This is a genomic window from Ornithinibacillus scapharcae TW25 (genome assembly GCF_000190475.1).
Classification (GTDB): Bacteria; Bacillota; Bacilli; order Bacillales; family Amphibacillaceae; genus Ornithinibacillus; species Ornithinibacillus scapharcae.
The window spans coordinates 59799-75073 of the sequence record NZ_AEWH01000063.1 but is presented as its reverse complement, the minus strand read 5'-3'; the positions used below and the strand labels follow the sequence as shown (position 1 = coordinate 75073).

The following is a 15275-nucleotide window of genomic DNA, read 5'->3' as shown; positions in this document are numbered from 1 at the left end:
GTTATTTCCTCTAACCAGCAAAGTTTTCCTGTTCCTTTTGGATACGTTGTTTCTTCTTTTTTGCGATTGACTTTTTGAAGTAGAAAAGTACCAATAATAAAATGGCTATGCCACCCATGATATAGGTTAGATAGCTGGTTACAAATTCTTCAGAAGCTCTGCCAAAGAAGTAGAATGCAACACCGACAACATAAAATTTTACTGCTCTACCTATTGCAGCATATCCAATTAATTTCCATATCGAATAATGAAAACACCCCGATAATATTGTGAAAACTTTAAATGGAATTGGTGTAAACGAACCAATTAGAATCGCAGCTTCTCCATTTTTTTTAAATAATTCGGAGACTTTTTCAATCCATTTTTCTTTCAGAAGTTTATGTAAGACTGGTTCTCCAAACTTTTTTCCAATGAGATAGCCTATTGGAGTTCCTAAGAGACATGCAAAATAACCAACTGTCGCAAGCCAGATAGCAGAATGAGGGTTTAACATACTGAGAGATACCTGTGTAAAAAAAGCGGGAATTGGAAAAATAATCGCATCGATAAAAGAATGAATAAATAACCCGATGAAACCGAAATCTTCGAAAAATTCGCTGACTTGCTGGATCATGACACATCTCCTTTAAAGGGGATTTAATTTTAATTAATTGTATCATAAATAATAATATGAGTCTTTTCTAATATATACTTTCGGCTTATTATTGTTTGTCGTTTTTGGTAGATAAAGTATAAAAAATCTATCTCGCCTGCATAAGTAAAACGAACGCATTCGCAATAAGACGAGCGAATGCGAGTTTTACTGAATTACATAATAAGCGGGTCTTAAGTCCGAGAGATTCCCTTGGAATGGAATCATAAACAAAAGGACCGCTTCTCTTTATTGAGAACGGTCCTAGTACGCTATTGTCTGTTTTTAGGATATCTAACTTTACCCTTCATATCATTTAATTCTTTCTTACTTTTGTGCTTTTTCTTCTTGTCTTTCATAGGAATCCCTCCCTTACGTTTTAGTTTGGACGGGATTAGTGAATTCATGTATCCGTTATTTGTGTATGGCTGTGGAATATATTAACGGGGATAAGTGGGTTGTTAGGTGTAATCATAACAATATATACATGGAGGTGCCACAAGAGCACCACCTTTTTAACTTACCGTGTCTGAGACATCCATTTTTTTATAAAATTTTTATATTTGGTGTATGGTTTTTTATTCGGAGGCAGAGGAGCTTCAACAGGGTCTTCAATACCATTTACTAAAAGACTAATTTTAAATAACCGACCAGGCTCGTCCATTAGATATGTCCCAATTTTAAATAAATCAGCTTTATCGAATAGGTCATTAAGCCTCAGGTTGATTTGTTTGAAAGCTTCCATATCCACTTCCCTTGTATAACCGATATTAATAATTAATTGTTCAGCTTCTGTAAAGTCTTTTGGTAAGTAAGGTGTAGCAATTAAATATTTTAGAGGTTCGTCAAAATCGCTTCCCTCAAACGTATGTAAAAATAGTGGGCCTTTATTCCGATTTATGAACGTCTTGATGTCTTGGTAATCGATATTGATTTTCCCTGTTTCATCAATCATTTCGAGTAATCCGTGAATGGTTTGATTTTCTATCCTTTCGAAAGCTGCTTGTGCTTGATGGATTGGAGTAGTGGGGTCGATCGTTTCCATTAACCCATCACTGTCAAAGAAAATAACTGCATCACAGATATCTTTCATTAGAAAGTATTGTTCTCTTGCCGTCATCTGCCTTCGTTTACCTTCAAAGCGAAATGGAAAGCGAAAGACACCGATGAGTAGCGGCATTTTTTCTCTAAATGATAATAATTTGTTACGTAGATCCTCTGTCTCACTAGGATTACCACCGATAAAACGGTAAAAGTAAAGGTCAGTATGTTCATATTCTACAATAGTCGATTGTTTGTCATCGGAAAAGTCCGTATGCGTCTTAAAAAGTCTAAGAATTCTCTCCATGTCGCCTCTCCCAACTCTATTTTTTCATTATTTTCACCATGATAACAGATATTTTCTATAAAGTTTGTCGTATTGTGTAAAGAAAAAGAACTAGTTTTGTTGAAAGTGGCCTATCATCAGGAATGCCTGTGGACGAATTGTCTCTTCACAGTGGTTTTTTAAGAAATACTTTACTAACATGAGGAAAAGGAGTATTATATAACTTATGCAAAAAAATACTTACCTAGGTAAGTAATTGGAGGGGCGAAATGTTAAACCAGGATGTCATTCATTTGATGAACCAGCGTGTTCGTTACATTAGTAAACACCTAAATGATACGCTACAACAGCATGGCTTATACCAAGCGCAATGGTCTATTATGTATTACTTATCTAAAAATGGACCAAAGACACAGAGCGATATTATGAATTATTTTCACGTCAATGCACCGACCATTACACGGACCGTTAAAAGAATGGAAGAGAATGGGTGGGTTAGTAGAATAGCTGGTAAGGACCGACGTGAGCGGTTAATAGAATTAACGGCAGAAGCTAAAGAGAAGTATATAGCAATTGAACAACTAGTATCGAAGCATGAGGAAAAGATGTTAAAGAACTTATCAACGAAAGAGAAGGAGACATTATTATATCTATTAGAAAAGATTCAATAGGAGAGGGTATACATCATGGCAGAACATAAAAGTAAAATTTGGACAAAAGATTTTGTTAATATAGCATTAACGCAATTTATTGTATTTATTGGTTTTTATACATTACTTACAACATTACCCATATATGTGATTCAAGAGTTAAATGGCACGGAAGCAGAAGGTGGTTTACTTGTTACGATCATGCTGATTGCGGCCATCATTATGCGACCTATTTCTGGAAGTATTATCGAAAAGCTAGGCAAAAAGAAAACGTTAATGTGGAGCGCGGTGCTATTTACTGGTACCATGTTTTTTATTTTGTAATGGATAGTTTTACAGGTTTATTGACTTTGAGATTTATTCATGGTTTATCATTTGGCGTTTTAACCACTGTAGCTAGTGCAATAGCAGCAGATGTTGTTCCAGATGATCGAAAAGGGGCAGGGCTTGGATATTTTGCAATGGCAACGAATATTGCGATGGTGGTCGGTCCTTTCTTAGGATTAACACTCATTCAATTCATCTCATTTAAAATGCTATTCGTACTTTTAAGTATTATCATGTTAGTTAGTATAATCTGTGCACTACAAGTGAAGGTTCCTGAAATGGTTTTACAAGTTAGGGAAGCTCCTAAGAGGAAGTTTTCCATTCATAGTTTGATAGAAGTTAAAGCTTTACCTATTGCTGTTATTAGTCTGTTCGTGGGTGTCGCATATTCTAGTATCCTGTCTTATGTTAGTGTGTATGCAAATACAAATGGTTTCGCACATGTAGCAAGTTATTTCTTTGTTGTATTTGCAGTAGTGATGATTCTTGCTCGTCCATCACTTGGTCAATTATTTGATGTAAAAGGACCAAAGTATGTTATTATCCCATGTTTAATCATTTTTAGTGGTGGTTTGGTTATATTGGGCTTGAGTAGCTCGCCATGGATGTTCCTAGTTGCAGCTGGAATTATTGGTTTAGGAAGTGGTTCTTTGCTTCCTAGTTTCCAGACAATGTGTATTCAAGCAGGCGGTCCTGGTAGAAGTGGACATGCAACAGCGACTTTCTACATTTTCTGGGATATTGGGATTGCAACAGGATCCTACCTTCTTGGTATGATTGTAGCAATGTTTAATTTCCAAGTATTATATATCGTATGTGCGGTATTATTACTATTTGTTCTTGGATTATTCTTATTCCAACAGTCTTGGCAACAAAAGAAGATGTCCGTTAAACAACAGGCAACTGCTCAGAATATGTAGTCAGTTCTAATCTGTATCAGTCTCAAGTCTTAAAATCCCTACTCTTACAGTAGGGATTTTTTGTGTTTAAATATCAGTCGCGGTCCCGAGGTTTTGAAGTGATCAAATGAGTATGATGGAAGTAAGAAGAACAAGAGGAGGAAATAAACATGTTACATCAAATAAATCGTACGGCGGTAGAAATGAAAATGATGGAAATGAGACGCTATGCCATACAGGCAAATTTAGCTAAGAAATCAAGGGAGAAAAGGAAGAAAACAGAATCCGTTAAAATGTACTTTTCGATACCATTTCTACGTAGTAAGAAAGCAAGTTAAACTTCTCCATATGTGAGGAGTTTTTTCTTTTTGTTAAAGAGTAGCTTGAAGATTCTTTCGTTGTATTTCATAATAAAGTTCTAGGCTTATAATTTAAAGGGGGAAGCGATGATGAAGACAGCACTTGTGCTTGGTGGTACCAGGTTTTTTGGGGTTAATTTAATTGAAAGGTTAATTGCCGAGGGGGTTAAGGTGACAGTTGCAACAAGGCAAAGCAGTGAAGATCCATTTGGAAATCGTGTGGAACGGTTAAAGGTTGATCGCTTTGATGAGGATTCCGTTAGAGCCGCGGTTGAAGGACGAGAATGGGATGTTGTATTTGATCAATTATGTTTTTCATCAACTGATGCCGAGATAATAGCGAATACATTATCAGGTAAGATGAAGCGTTACGTATTTACCTCCACCTTATCGGTTTATGACTATGGTACAAACATGGGTGAAGATGTATTTGACCCGTATACATATGAGCTAAAAATGGTAGACCGACAGGATGTCTCATACCAAGAAGGGAAAAGACAAGCGGAGAGTTTTTTCTTCCAAAGAACGGATTTTCCGGTTGTAGCGATGCGTATTCCGATTGTACTTGGTGAACAAGACTACACGGAAAGACTCTTGCATTACGTGAATTATGTAAAAGAAGGTAAAGAGGTTTTTTTACCGAATCTAGAAGCGGAGATGTGTTTTGTGCATCAAAAAGAAGCAGGAGATTTTCTTGCTTGGGTAGCAAATATTGATTTTACCGGGCCTATCAATGTATGTGCAAATGGATTTATAACAATGGGTAACCTATTGAAATTAATCGAAAAAAAGACCGGAAAAAATGCAATCATTACAACTGAGGAGAAATCCGAATCACCATATGCGATAACGGAAACATGGAGTATGAGTAATGAAAAAGCTACGAAATTAGGATACACCTTTACCAATTTAGAAGATTGGCTACCAGACCTAGTCACTTATTTAGCCAAATAAGCGGTGGTACAGGGGACAGGTCCCAAGTGGGGGATTGTATGAAGGATAAGTTTTTTGGATTTGTATAGCTGCTGTCCTAGTAGGTATGATTGGTAACTATTTGTTTTTCCATTCTAAACAATTAGAGAAACCTATATTTCTTGATCACTATCTTGCTATAGATAATTATAATGAGAATCAACCAGTTCAAATATCATTTTACTATATTACAAATAAACAAAATCCAGCACAAATAAGTTATGTTACGATTGGGGATGTACAAGGTTACCCAATACATTATGCAGGAGGATTATGGGATTCTGAACATCTCTTTAGCCCTCATCAAGAATTTACCCATCATTATTTGATTTCCCAAATTGTAGAGTTTCCCTCTGAAAATATCCCGTTTGACGATAGTCAATCCTGGAGTTTCGATACGATGGAAGTGATGTATACGAATGGGGAAACAGACACTGTTCCAATCGGTCAGGTAATCATCTCTCAAGTCATTAGTGCTTCTAATAAGGATGCTCTCCGTAGCTATTCCAGTTCTGGAAGTACGAATGGGGATAACACGACCTCTTTTAAGGTCATCAAAACACTAGAAATAACAGACATATATTATCCCTTCGCTGATATTATAGGTGATGATTACTTAGCTGTTAAAATTGGAACTAGTGATAATAGTTTGAAGGATGACAATCCCAATGGCCCAAAATGGTTAGAGGAGAACGAATATAATAGTTTTAAGATGGCGAATGGGTTCTTTCTTCAAAAAGATATCTTTCCATTTCAAATGAAACAAGGGGAAGGATTACGAGTGTATACGCAAACTAATCCAAGTATTAAAGAAGTCTATGAATTTCCATTATCGATTCAAGGTAGGACAGTTGACGGTGATGAATTTATTGCGAAGTCTTATATTGGTGGAGGGAAATGTTTTTAGACCAAGAGACATTTCAAGAGATCCTCCATGAAAAAAATGGGCGGTGAATAGAATGGGTTCAGCATTTAGGAAAATATTTTGGGGATATTTGTTAGTTTTTCTGGAGGTTCATTTTATTTTTATTGATGTGTTACCTGATCCAGTTGGATATTTTTTAATATATTCTGGAGTATCAAGTCTCGTTAGTGACTATCCTATCGGAAATAGAGCAAAAAATTGGGCATTATTATTAATGATACTCTCCATACCAAGTGTTTTTATTTCCCAGAATGATATGAATGAGGTTCAATATCTGACTGCATGGTCAATTTATGAATCAATCATGGGGCTGTTGAAAATTATTTTAGTATTCTATGTTTTTCAGTTGATGCTAGCAATATCCAATAGACTAGCAGTGACGGAACTAAATGATTGGACGAGAAAATTTTCTACTTTCTATTTAGTGATCATGTTAGGAATACAATTGTTTGGTTGGATTGGGATGAACATCCCAACGGACTTCTTGTTAACTATAGTCATTATATTAGTGATAGGAAGCCTTGTATTAGAAATCATGCTTCTATTCTTGATACATAAATATAAGAAACTATAGTGGTACACGGGGACGGGTCCCTTGTCCCAGGAGTAGGGTGAATTGGGAGAGAGTGGGACAAGGGACCTGTCCCCATGTCCCAAACCTAGGAACGCAGAAATTCTTTTATAATGTTTAAATACTGGTCTGGCTCTTCAATGTATGGCATATGTGCACTATTTTCAAACACATGGTAATTACTATTGGGTGTAAGAGTGCTAAAATATTTTGTAGATTCTGGTGTAGCTTCATCATATCGGCCGCAAGTATATAATGTTGGAATCGATATCTTATGTAATTCTTGTGTACAGTCAAAGTTTTTTAGGTTTCCTGCAACATCAAATTCTGATGAGCCCCACATAATATTATAAATTTCCGTGTTCTTATATGCTGCCCCTTCTTTCAGGAAAGCAGGTCTTTCATATTCTGGTAATCTACATACAAAGTGGTTGTTGAAAACGTTAGTAGCTTCTTTATATTCTTTGGAATCCGTATTCCCATTTTCTTCACATTCTTGAATCGTTCTTTGGATGTCTATTGGAAGCTTCTTTAAATTTTTCTTTTGATCTTCCGCCCATAACGGTGCACTCAGACAAGGACTAGAAAAAATGATGCTTTGAACTCCTGTAGGGTTTTTTAAGTAATACGCAGCTGCAAGTGTTGTTCCCCATGAATGCCCGAGTAGGTGAAATTCTTCTAAACCAAGACCTTCTGTCAGTTGCTTCAATTCCTCAACAAAACGGTCAATATTCCACAGGGATGAATCTGTTGGACGATCAGATTTTCCACACCCTAATTGATCATATAAAACAACTGGCCTAACATCTGCTAATTCTCGCAACCCCTGTAATGACCAATGTGACGACCCAGGTCCACCATGTAAGATAATGACGGGTGCGTTATTTGTCTGGTTGTCATGTTTTTGATACCATACGTTCCCACCTGTTACTGGAATAAAACCTTCTGAAATTGTCATACTATCCTCTCCTTATGTGGTACAGGGGGACAGGTCCCACTGTACCATCAATTAAAGTATTCTTTTAGGTTGTATGCGAGCCATTTGTGTTGGGGGTTGTTTCGGATGTTTTCAATTAGTCCTAGTAGGATTGTTTTGTTAAAGGTAGGCTCGATAATCTGTTCTTTTAATAGGATTAAAGATTCTTGTTCAATAATGATATCGGATTCATCTATTGCCGTAGCAATTAACTGAAGTAGATCATGTTTATCCATTTTTCCATGAAAATTTTTTTGAAACATATTTTCATATTTATTCGTAATAAATGGTATGGTTACATGCCTAGCTAATAGATTTGTTTTTTCTACAAGGGACTTAGCTACTAAATCTACATCAAATTGATGTTGGCTAAACAATAGGAAATTTAAATAGCCATTAATTAACCCTTTGATGGAAAAGATCAAATCATATTTTATGTGATCAATCTTGTCTCCATATACCGTTTCTAACATGGATAATAATATTTGATCTGTTCGTTGATCATAGTCATGTAATTTCTCTAAAAGTTTTTCATTAAAAGAATGCGCGTGTTCCTTCATAAGTAGTTTAGCAAAATCGGCATGTTCGCAAAACGCATGAAAGGTTGTATGAAAAAAATGATACAGTTTCTCATCAGGTTTAGAATGATTGACTGCGTAGTCAATGTCAACGGTGATTTGTTGAATAAAATGATTGATGATTTCAAGTATAAGTTCGTCCTTTGATTTGAAAGATAAGTAAAAGGCACCCTTCGATATACCGCAATGATCAGTTATTTGCTGTACGGAAGTAGCTTCAAATCCCTGGTTTGCAAAGAGCTCAAGAGCTCTGTCCATAATTAATTGTTTTTTACTCATTGTAAATTTTCTCCTAATTTATCTCTTATATAGTTGACAAATTGACCGATTGGTCATTAGTATAGAGGAATGAGTTTATAAAGTCAATATAGGGTAGGTGTTAATGTGAAAGGTTTTGTTAATTTTGTCTTAAAGAACAAATTAGCAGTATGGCTATTAACAATTATTATTGTTGTTTCAGGAATGTACTCTGGATCACGAATGAAGACTGAAATGATTCCAGACATTTCTATCCCATACTTAATGGTAACAGGTGTTTATCCTGGTGCCACACCTGAAAAGGTAATGGAAGAGGTTTCTATTCCAATTGAAAAAGTTGTAGAGAATCTTGAAGATGTTAATGCAGTGTATTCGAATTCATATGCGAATATGGCGAGCATTCAAGTTGAATACAATTATGGTATTGATATGGATGAAGCCAAGCGCGCATTAGATTCTGCATTGGATAATGTGTCACTTCCAGAAGATGCACAAGAACCAACTATTACAGCGATTAGCATGGATATGATGCCAGTTGTCGTATTAAGTGTTAGTAATGAGAACGGAGATATTGTTGATTTAACGTCGACAGTAGAAGAAATTATCGTTCCTAAGCTTGAAAAACTTGATGGAGTCGCTTCTGCTACTATCACGGGTCAGCATATCGAAGAAATTGAATTACGATATGACGAAGCAAGAATGGCAGAGCTAGGCATTACAGAAGATGATGTGAAGCAAATGATTCAAGCTAGTGATATGGCCATTTCCTTAGGGTTATACGAGTTTGAAAAAGGCGAACAAGCAGTAGCATTAGATGGTAAATTCATGTCCGAAGATGAACTGAAAGACATGTTAATTCCAGTAACACCATCTGAAACACAACCACTTCCTTTTGTGAAACTAAGTGATATTGCAACAGTGGAAACAATTGGAAAAGTACAGTCTGTATCTCGTACAAATGGTGAAGATGCTATAGCGATTCAGATTGTAAAAGGTCAGGAAGCCAATACAGTTGATGTTGTAAATGAAGTTAAAAATTTAATGGAAGAAGAAGAGAAGAACATTGAGGGATTAGTTGTTGATGTATCTTTAGACCAAGGTGAACCGATTGAAGATTCAGTTGCCACAATGGTAGAAAAAGCTGTGTTTGGTGGTCTAATTGCCGTACTCATTATTCTACTATTCCTACGTGATTTTAAATCAACTATTATTTCTATTATTTCAATACCAGTTTCCTTATTTATTGCATTAATGCTATTAAACTGGTTAGATATTACATTAAATATTATGACACTCGGAGCAATAACAGTTGCCATTGGACGTGTTATTGATGACTCCATTGTAGTAGTAGAAAATATATATCGTCGTCTACACCTAAAAGAAGAGAAGCTGACAGGTCGAGCACTTGTACGTGAAGCTACGCTAGAAATGTTTAAACCTATCGCTTCATCTACTTTAGTAACGGTTGCGGTATTTGCACCATTAATATTTGTAGGTGGTATGGTCGGTGAGCTGTTTATGCCGTTTGCTCTAACCATGACGTTCGCTTTAGGTGGATCATTGTTAGTTGCTATTACGATTGTACCGGCATTATCACATTTCTTGTTTAAGAAGAAGCTTTATAGTGAAAAAACTGAAATGAAGCATAAAGAAGTTGGTAAGCTTGCAAATTGGTATAAAGGGGTTCTTCGTTGGACACTAAACCATAAAATTGTAACATCCATCGTTGCGATTATCATGTTAGTAGGTAGTCTTGCTTTAATGCCATTAATTGGTTTTAGCTTCCTAGGAAGTGAAGAAGAGAAAGTAATGTATCTAACCTATACACCAGCAACTGGTGAACTTCCAGAAGAAACGTTAGAGAATGTTTCTGCAGTGGAAGAGGAAATGCTAAATCGTAAAGACATTGATATCGTTCAAGTGTCTATTACAGATAATGATCCACAAGCTGCGATGATGATGGCTGGTGGAGGTGGCGGTGCATTAATGTACCTAATCTTCGACCCAGACATGGAAGACTTCCCAGAGGTTCGCGAAGAAATTGAAGATTATGTCTTTAATATTGGCCAATCTGGTGAATGGAAATCCCAAAACTTCTCAACCATGTCACTAGCTTCTAATGAACTTAGCTATACATTATATAGTGAGGATTTAGATAAATTAAATGAAGCAGTAGCATCGGTAGAAAAAGTGATGCAAGAGACTGATGGATTAGAGGATGTATCTTCTAGTAAAGAAGAGGCTTATGTAGAATATACATTTAAAGTTGATCAAGAAGAGCTTCTGCAGTACGGTCTAACAACCGGTCAAATATTCATGGTGTTAAACCCTAATCGTACAGAGGATATTCTGACAACAATTGAAAAAGATGGTAATGCTCTAAATGTAACAGTGAAACATGATGAAGAAATTAATCAACCGAAGTCTATTGACGAGTTATTAGATACCGAGGTTCAGACAGCACTTGGAACTACTATGCCGCTTTCTGAATTAGTAACAGTAGAAGAAGGAACAACCTTAAATACACTTGCTCGTAGTGAAGGTGAGTATTACGCTACAGTTACGGGTACAATTGCCGATGATGATATTTCGAAAGCATCTGCAGAGGTAGACGAAGCAATAAGTGAGTTAGAGTTTCCTAAAGGTGTTACGACAGGTGTAGCTGGTGTAACAGCTGATATGGAAGAAACATTCACTCAGCTTGGATTTGCGATGATTGCAGCCGTGCTGATAGTATACTTCATCCTTGTTGTGACATTTGGTGAAGGTCTTGCACCATTTGCGATTCTATTCTCATTACCATTTGCAGTAATTGGGTCCTTTGTTGGATTACTGATTGCAGGAGAAACAATCTCTGTTACGGTGATGATGGGACTACTGATGTTAATTGGTATTGTTGTTACCAATGCAATTGTATTGGTAGATAGAATTATCCATATGGAACGAGAAGGAATGGTAATGCGTGAGGCTATATTAGAAGCTGGTGCAACTCGTTTACGTCCAATCTTAATGACAGCTATTGCTACAATTGGTGCCCTTGTACCAATGTTATTTGGAAGTGCAGGTGGTGGACTGATTTCGAAAGGTCTTGCTATTACAGTAATTGGTGGATTGGCGAGTTCGACACTCCTAACCTTAATTGTCGTACCAATTGTATATGAGTTCCTTTCTAAGATCTTTAAGAAGAATCGTAAAGAAATTCAAGGAAATTAATTTATAGGTAGTTTGCTGTATGAGGCAAACTACCTATTTTTGGTGTTTGAATTTTCAATCGTGCATATTTTTAGTATTATGTAAGAAGAAAAATCAATAAACTAGAGTAAAGGGGGAAGAAATATGTTTAAAAAACTTTTGGCAAGCGTTGGTATTGGTAGTGCGAAGGTTGATACACAACTAGAAAATGATTACTTAGTGCCTGGGGAAGAAGTTCGAGGGAAAGTTATTATCCAAGGTGGTGGAACAGAGCAGCATATTGATAGAATAAATCTTTTTGTTATGACAGAAGCGGTTCGTGAATCGAATGATCGTAAAGTGTATGAAAAGGTAAAGTTAGGTTCTTTTTCGATTGGTGATTCATTTACGATACGCGAAGGAGAAGTAAAAGAATTTGATTTCCAATTTGTTTTACCAATACATACTCCACCTTCACTAGGTAGGACAAAAGTTTGGGTGCAAACAGGACTTGATGTTCCAAGTGCAATAGACCCAACAGATAAAGATTTTATTAAAGTATCACCACATCCATATATGGATACGATTTTGGAAGCCTTGACAAAAGGGTTAGGATTCCAATTGCGAAAAGTCGAAATGGAATATTCTCGCAGATACAATTATATTCAAGAATTTGAATTCTACCCTGGTAACATGTTCCGTAGAGATTTAGATGAATTGGAAGCAATGTTCTTTATGTATGATGATCGTGTAGATGTTTTGTTACAAATTGACCGTCGTGCAAAAGGGTTAGGTGGACTTTTTGCGGAAGCATTAGATATGGACGAGAATTTTGTAAAGGTGAGCTTTTCAAGACAGGATATTGATCGTGGAACTCAGCATATAGCAGAAGAAATACGTAATATTATTGAGAGCTACAGTTAAAAAGGGGGAGATCCTCCTTTTTTTCTTGGTGGTGGGAAAGTAGGACAAACTTTCTCTTCTGCATAGAAAAACCACTGCATTTACAACTATTCAGGCGAATGCGGGTGGAGTATTAGTCATCCTCATACATGAAATGCTGGAAGTGAGGAAAATTAACAAGAGATTTTAAAAGGAGCGGAATTATGATTTATGCATTAATAAAGCCTGATGATACGTGGATTCTATGGGCATTCCTCGCTGGTTGGGCCGGAATTAGTATTTACTTAGAACAACGATACAATTGGGCATCGAAAGTATCTGGTGCCATCGTTGCATTAATTGGTGCAATGCTCCTAGCCAATTTGAATATTATTCCAACTGAATCACCGGTGTATGATACGGTGTGGGGTTACGTAGTACCATTAGCTATTCCGTTATTATTATTTCAGTCAAACATACTAAAAATATGGAATGAAAGTGGAAGATTATTAATCATTTTCTTGATTAGTTCGATAGGGACGGTTGTAGGAGCAATTGTAGGCTTTTTTGTCTTAAAAGATTATATTCCGGATTTGTTTAAAGTAGTTGCGATGATGACTGGTTCTTATATCGGTGGAAGTGTGAATCTCGCTGCATTATCGGCCCGTTTTGAAACACCTGGAGAATTGGTTTCTGCCACAGTGGTTGCGGATAACCTAATGATGGCTATTTATTTTCTAGTGTTAATGGTGATCCCAACGTTAACATTCTTCCGGAAGAGATTTCATGCACCCCATCAAGCGTTAATAGAAAAAGGGACAGGCGATTCTACCAATCAAGCAGCGTCGTATTGGAAAAGAAAGGAAATATCATTAAGGGATATTGGATTAGCAGTGGGTTCAGCATTTGCTTTAGTGGCAATCTCATTTAAATTAGCAGAAGTCTTTGACAAACTGATACCAGCTGGTGATCATGTGAACTTTTTCTTGAATGCGTTAAATGGAATTTTCGGTGATAAGTATTTAATGCTGACAACCATTACGTTAATTTCAGTTACGGTATTTTCTTCATTCTTTGAGAAAATTAATGGATCACAGGAAATAGGCACTTATCTCATTTATATATTCTTTGTAGTGATTGGGGTACCAGCATCACTTCCAGTCATATTACAAAATGCACCGTTACTATTTGTGTTAGTGTTTATAATGGTAGCTTTAAATATGATCATATCCTTTGTTTTTGGAAGGGTGTTTAAATTTAACTTGGAAGAGATTATTTTAGCTAGTAATGCTAATATAGGAGGTCCAACAACTGCTGCAGCTATGGCAATCTCAAAAGGTTGGAATAAATTAGTAGCACCAATTTTAATTATCGGAACGCTTGGTTATGTAATCGGGAATTATATTGGAGCAGCGATTGGACATTGGTTTGGAATATATTAATTAGGAAGGGGTTAGGAGCACAAATGCCTAATCTCTTCTTTTTATGTTAGTAGAATAGTGATGGAAGAGGATACTAACCGTAGCGATATCATTTTAGCACGAACATAATAAAAGGATATATTTAGGTAGTAACTATTCTTTCGTAAGCAGTTTATTAGCTTACATGTGTGAAAATAGTGTACTATTAAATGAGAAAAAATCTCAATTAACTTAAACCTTTCGTGTTTAGGACGGAGGAGATAAGATGAATAACTATCGAATGAATCCAAAAAACGGATTAGAATTTGGCATTTATACGCTGGGAGATCATATTCCAGATCCACATACAGGGGAAAGAATTACAGCGCAACAACGGATTAATGAAATAATCGAGTTGGCAAAAATGGCTGAACAAGCTGGGCTAGACTTCTTTAGCGTTGGGGAAAGTCACCAGGAATATTTTACAACTCAGGGACACACGGTAGTATTGGGAGCAATTGCACAGGCAACAGAGAAAATCAAGATTGCCAGTTCATCCACTATTATATCAACGCTTGATCCGGTTCGTGTGTATGAAGACTTTGCTACCATTGACTTAATTTCAAATGGCCGTGCTGAAATAATTGCTGGTCGCGCTTCACGTGTTGGAGTTTTTGATTTGTTGGGATATAGCTTGAGAGATTATGAAGAATTATTCGAAGAAAAGTTTGAGTTATTATGTAAAATAAATGAAGAAGAGATTGTGAATTGGAGCGGGGAATATCGTGCTCCTTTAAGTGATGCAAAAATACTTCCTAGACCATTGAACGGTTCCCTACCTATTTGGAGGGCAGTGGGAGGACCTCCTGCTAGTGCAATTAAAGCTGGTTATGCTGGAGTTGGGATGTTTCTTGCAATGTTAGGTGGCCCTGTATCTAGTTTTAAACATTCTATCACTGCTTACCGTGAGGCAGCCAAACGAAATGGCCATGATCCAGAGACATTACCAATTGCAACAGCAGGTTTCTTTTATGCAGCAGAAACCACGCAAGAAGCACAAAAGGAAGTATATCCTTATATTAATGAAGGGATGAAACTTTCGAATGGCCGTGGTTTTCCCAAACAGCATTTTGCACAAGGTGCCCATCCTCATGACGTGATGAATGTAGGCAGTCCTGAATTAATTATTGAGAAAATCCTATATCAACATGAACAATTCGGGCACCAGCGATATATTGCTCAAATGGATTTCGGTGGGGTTACTTTTGATAAATTAAAACGTAACATTGATATTATTGGTACCAAAATACTACCTGAGATAAAGAAATATACGGCAAAGAATTAGGGGG

General features: G+C 36.5%; 15 protein-coding genes. 11 read left to right on the top strand and 4 right to left on the bottom strand.

Annotated features, from left to right (window positions below; translation table 11 throughout):
* Positions 1-10: 10 nt before the first annotated feature.
* Both G5W_RS0117850 and G5W_RS0117840 read right to left on the bottom strand, forming a co-directional pair.
* Positions 11-613, bottom strand: a complete 603-nt coding sequence (locus tag G5W_RS0117850) for a YqaA family protein (RefSeq protein ID WP_010098774.1) — start codon at positions 611-613, stop codon at positions 11-13.
* A gap of 538 nt (positions 614-1151) precedes the next feature.
* On the bottom strand, positions 1152-1979 hold the full coding sequence (locus G5W_RS0117840) for an FtsZ/tubulin family protein (RefSeq protein WP_010098773.1): 828 nt from the start codon (positions 1977-1979) through the stop codon (positions 1152-1154).
* 248 nt (positions 1980-2227) lie between these two features.
* On the opposite strand from G5W_RS0117840, the gene G5W_RS0117835 reads away from it, so the two are divergent.
* The 7 genes from G5W_RS0117835 (at position 2228) to G5W_RS0117810 (ending at position 6664) form a co-directional block, all read left to right on the top strand.
* On the top strand, positions 2228-2629 hold the full coding sequence (locus tag G5W_RS0117835) for a MarR family winged helix-turn-helix transcriptional regulator (protein WP_010098772.1): 402 nt from the start codon (positions 2228-2230) through the stop codon (positions 2627-2629).
* A 15-nt stretch (positions 2630-2644) separates the two neighbouring features.
* On the top strand, positions 2645-2932 hold the full coding sequence (locus G5W_RS24570) for an MFS transporter (protein ID WP_272941585.1): 288 nt from the start codon (positions 2645-2647) through the stop codon (positions 2930-2932).
* Between the two features lie 26 nt (positions 2933-2958).
* Complete coding sequence (locus tag G5W_RS24565; protein ID WP_272941584.1) at positions 2959-3855, top strand: MFS transporter; 897 nt, start codon at positions 2959-2961, stop codon at positions 3853-3855.
* Between the two features lie 149 nt (positions 3856-4004).
* A complete protein-coding gene (locus tag G5W_RS23855; protein WP_010098771.1) occupies positions 4005-4172 on the top strand; it encodes a hypothetical protein in 168 nt (55 codons plus the stop codon).
* Between the two features lie 111 nt (positions 4173-4283).
* Positions 4284-5147 (top strand): NAD-dependent epimerase/dehydratase family protein, encoded by an 864-nt coding sequence (locus G5W_RS0117820; RefSeq protein ID WP_010098770.1) that lies wholly within the window; start codon positions 4284-4286, stop codon positions 5145-5147.
* An 85-nt stretch (positions 5148-5232) separates the two neighbouring features.
* Positions 5233-6072: a hypothetical protein gene (locus G5W_RS0117815; RefSeq protein ID WP_010098768.1), complete on the top strand. Its 840-nt coding sequence runs from the start codon at positions 5233-5235 to the stop codon at positions 6070-6072.
* Positions 6073-6124: 52 nt separating this feature from the next.
* Positions 6125-6664, top strand: a complete 540-nt coding sequence (locus G5W_RS0117810) for a hypothetical protein (RefSeq protein WP_010098766.1) — start codon at positions 6125-6127, stop codon at positions 6662-6664.
* An 85-nt stretch (positions 6665-6749) separates the two neighbouring features.
* Here the strand turns inward: G5W_RS0117810 and G5W_RS0117805 are convergent, their stop codons facing one another.
* Together G5W_RS0117805 and G5W_RS0117800 are read right to left on the bottom strand one after the other, a co-directional pair.
* Positions 6750-7619: a proline iminopeptidase-family hydrolase gene (locus G5W_RS0117805; RefSeq protein WP_010098764.1), complete on the bottom strand. Its 870-nt coding sequence runs from the start codon at positions 7617-7619 to the stop codon at positions 6750-6752.
* A gap of 47 nt (positions 7620-7666) precedes the next feature.
* Positions 7667-8494, bottom strand: a complete 828-nt coding sequence (locus tag G5W_RS0117800) for a TetR/AcrR family transcriptional regulator (protein ID WP_010098762.1) — start codon at positions 8492-8494, stop codon at positions 7667-7669.
* Positions 8495-8599: 105 nt separating this feature from the next.
* On the opposite strand from G5W_RS0117800, the gene G5W_RS0117795 reads away from it, so the two are divergent.
* The 4 genes from G5W_RS0117795 (at position 8600) to G5W_RS0117780 (ending at position 15271) form a co-directional block, all read left to right on the top strand.
* Positions 8600-11686: an efflux RND transporter permease subunit gene (locus G5W_RS0117795; RefSeq protein WP_010098761.1), complete on the top strand. Its 3087-nt coding sequence runs from the start codon at positions 8600-8602 to the stop codon at positions 11684-11686.
* Between the two features lie 123 nt (positions 11687-11809).
* Positions 11810-12568: a sporulation protein gene (locus G5W_RS0117790; RefSeq protein WP_010098759.1), complete on the top strand. Its 759-nt coding sequence runs from the start codon at positions 11810-11812 to the stop codon at positions 12566-12568.
* 182 nt (positions 12569-12750) lie between these two features.
* Positions 12751-13968 (top strand): DUF819 family protein, encoded by a 1218-nt coding sequence (locus G5W_RS0117785; RefSeq protein ID WP_010098757.1) that lies wholly within the window; start codon positions 12751-12753, stop codon positions 13966-13968.
* A gap of 244 nt (positions 13969-14212) precedes the next feature.
* Positions 14213-15271 carry an LLM class flavin-dependent oxidoreductase gene (locus tag G5W_RS0117780; RefSeq protein WP_010098755.1) on the top strand — a complete coding sequence of 353 codons (1059 nt, stop codon included), beginning with the start codon at positions 14213-14215 and terminating at the stop codon, positions 15269-15271.
* Positions 15272-15275 lie beyond the last annotated feature (4 nt).

Bases quoted from the DNA above. Each gene is read 5' to 3' on its own strand.
- G5W_RS0117790 (WP_010098759.1), top strand. From the start codon at position 11,810: ATGTTTAAAAAACTTTTGGCAAGCGTTGGTATTGGTAGTGCGAAGGTT.
- G5W_RS0117810 (WP_010098766.1), top strand. From the start codon at position 6,125: ATGGGTTCAGCATTTAGGAAAATATTTTGGGGATATTTGTTAGTTTTT.
- G5W_RS0117805 (WP_010098764.1), bottom strand. From the start codon at position 7,619: ATGACAATTTCAGAAGGTTTTATTCCAGTAACAGGTGGGAACGTATGG.
- G5W_RS0117800 (WP_010098762.1), bottom strand. From the start codon at position 8,494: ATGAGTAAAAAACAATTAATTATGGACAGAGCTCTTGAGCTCTTTGCA.
- G5W_RS0117840 (WP_010098773.1), bottom strand. From the start codon at position 1,979: ATGGAGAGAATTCTTAGACTTTTTAAGACGCATACGGACTTTTCCGAT.
- G5W_RS24570 (WP_272941585.1), top strand. From the start codon at position 2,645: ATGGCAGAACATAAAAGTAAAATTTGGACAAAAGATTTTGTTAATATA.
- G5W_RS0117850 (WP_010098774.1), bottom strand. From the start codon at position 613: ATGATCCAGCAAGTCAGCGAATTTTTCGAAGATTTCGGTTTCATCGGG.
- G5W_RS0117820 (WP_010098770.1), top strand. From the start codon at position 4,284: ATGAAGACAGCACTTGTGCTTGGTGGTACCAGGTTTTTTGGGGTTAAT.
- G5W_RS0117785 (WP_010098757.1), top strand. From the start codon at position 12,751: ATGATTTATGCATTAATAAAGCCTGATGATACGTGGATTCTATGGGCA.
- G5W_RS0117835 (WP_010098772.1), top strand. From the start codon at position 2,228: ATGTTAAACCAGGATGTCATTCATTTGATGAACCAGCGTGTTCGTTAC.
- G5W_RS0117780 (WP_010098755.1), top strand. From the start codon at position 14,213: ATGAATAACTATCGAATGAATCCAAAAAACGGATTAGAATTTGGCATT.
- G5W_RS23855 (WP_010098771.1), top strand. From the start codon at position 4,005: ATGTTACATCAAATAAATCGTACGGCGGTAGAAATGAAAATGATGGAA.
- G5W_RS0117815 (WP_010098768.1), top strand. From the start codon at position 5,233: ATGATTGGTAACTATTTGTTTTTCCATTCTAAACAATTAGAGAAACCT.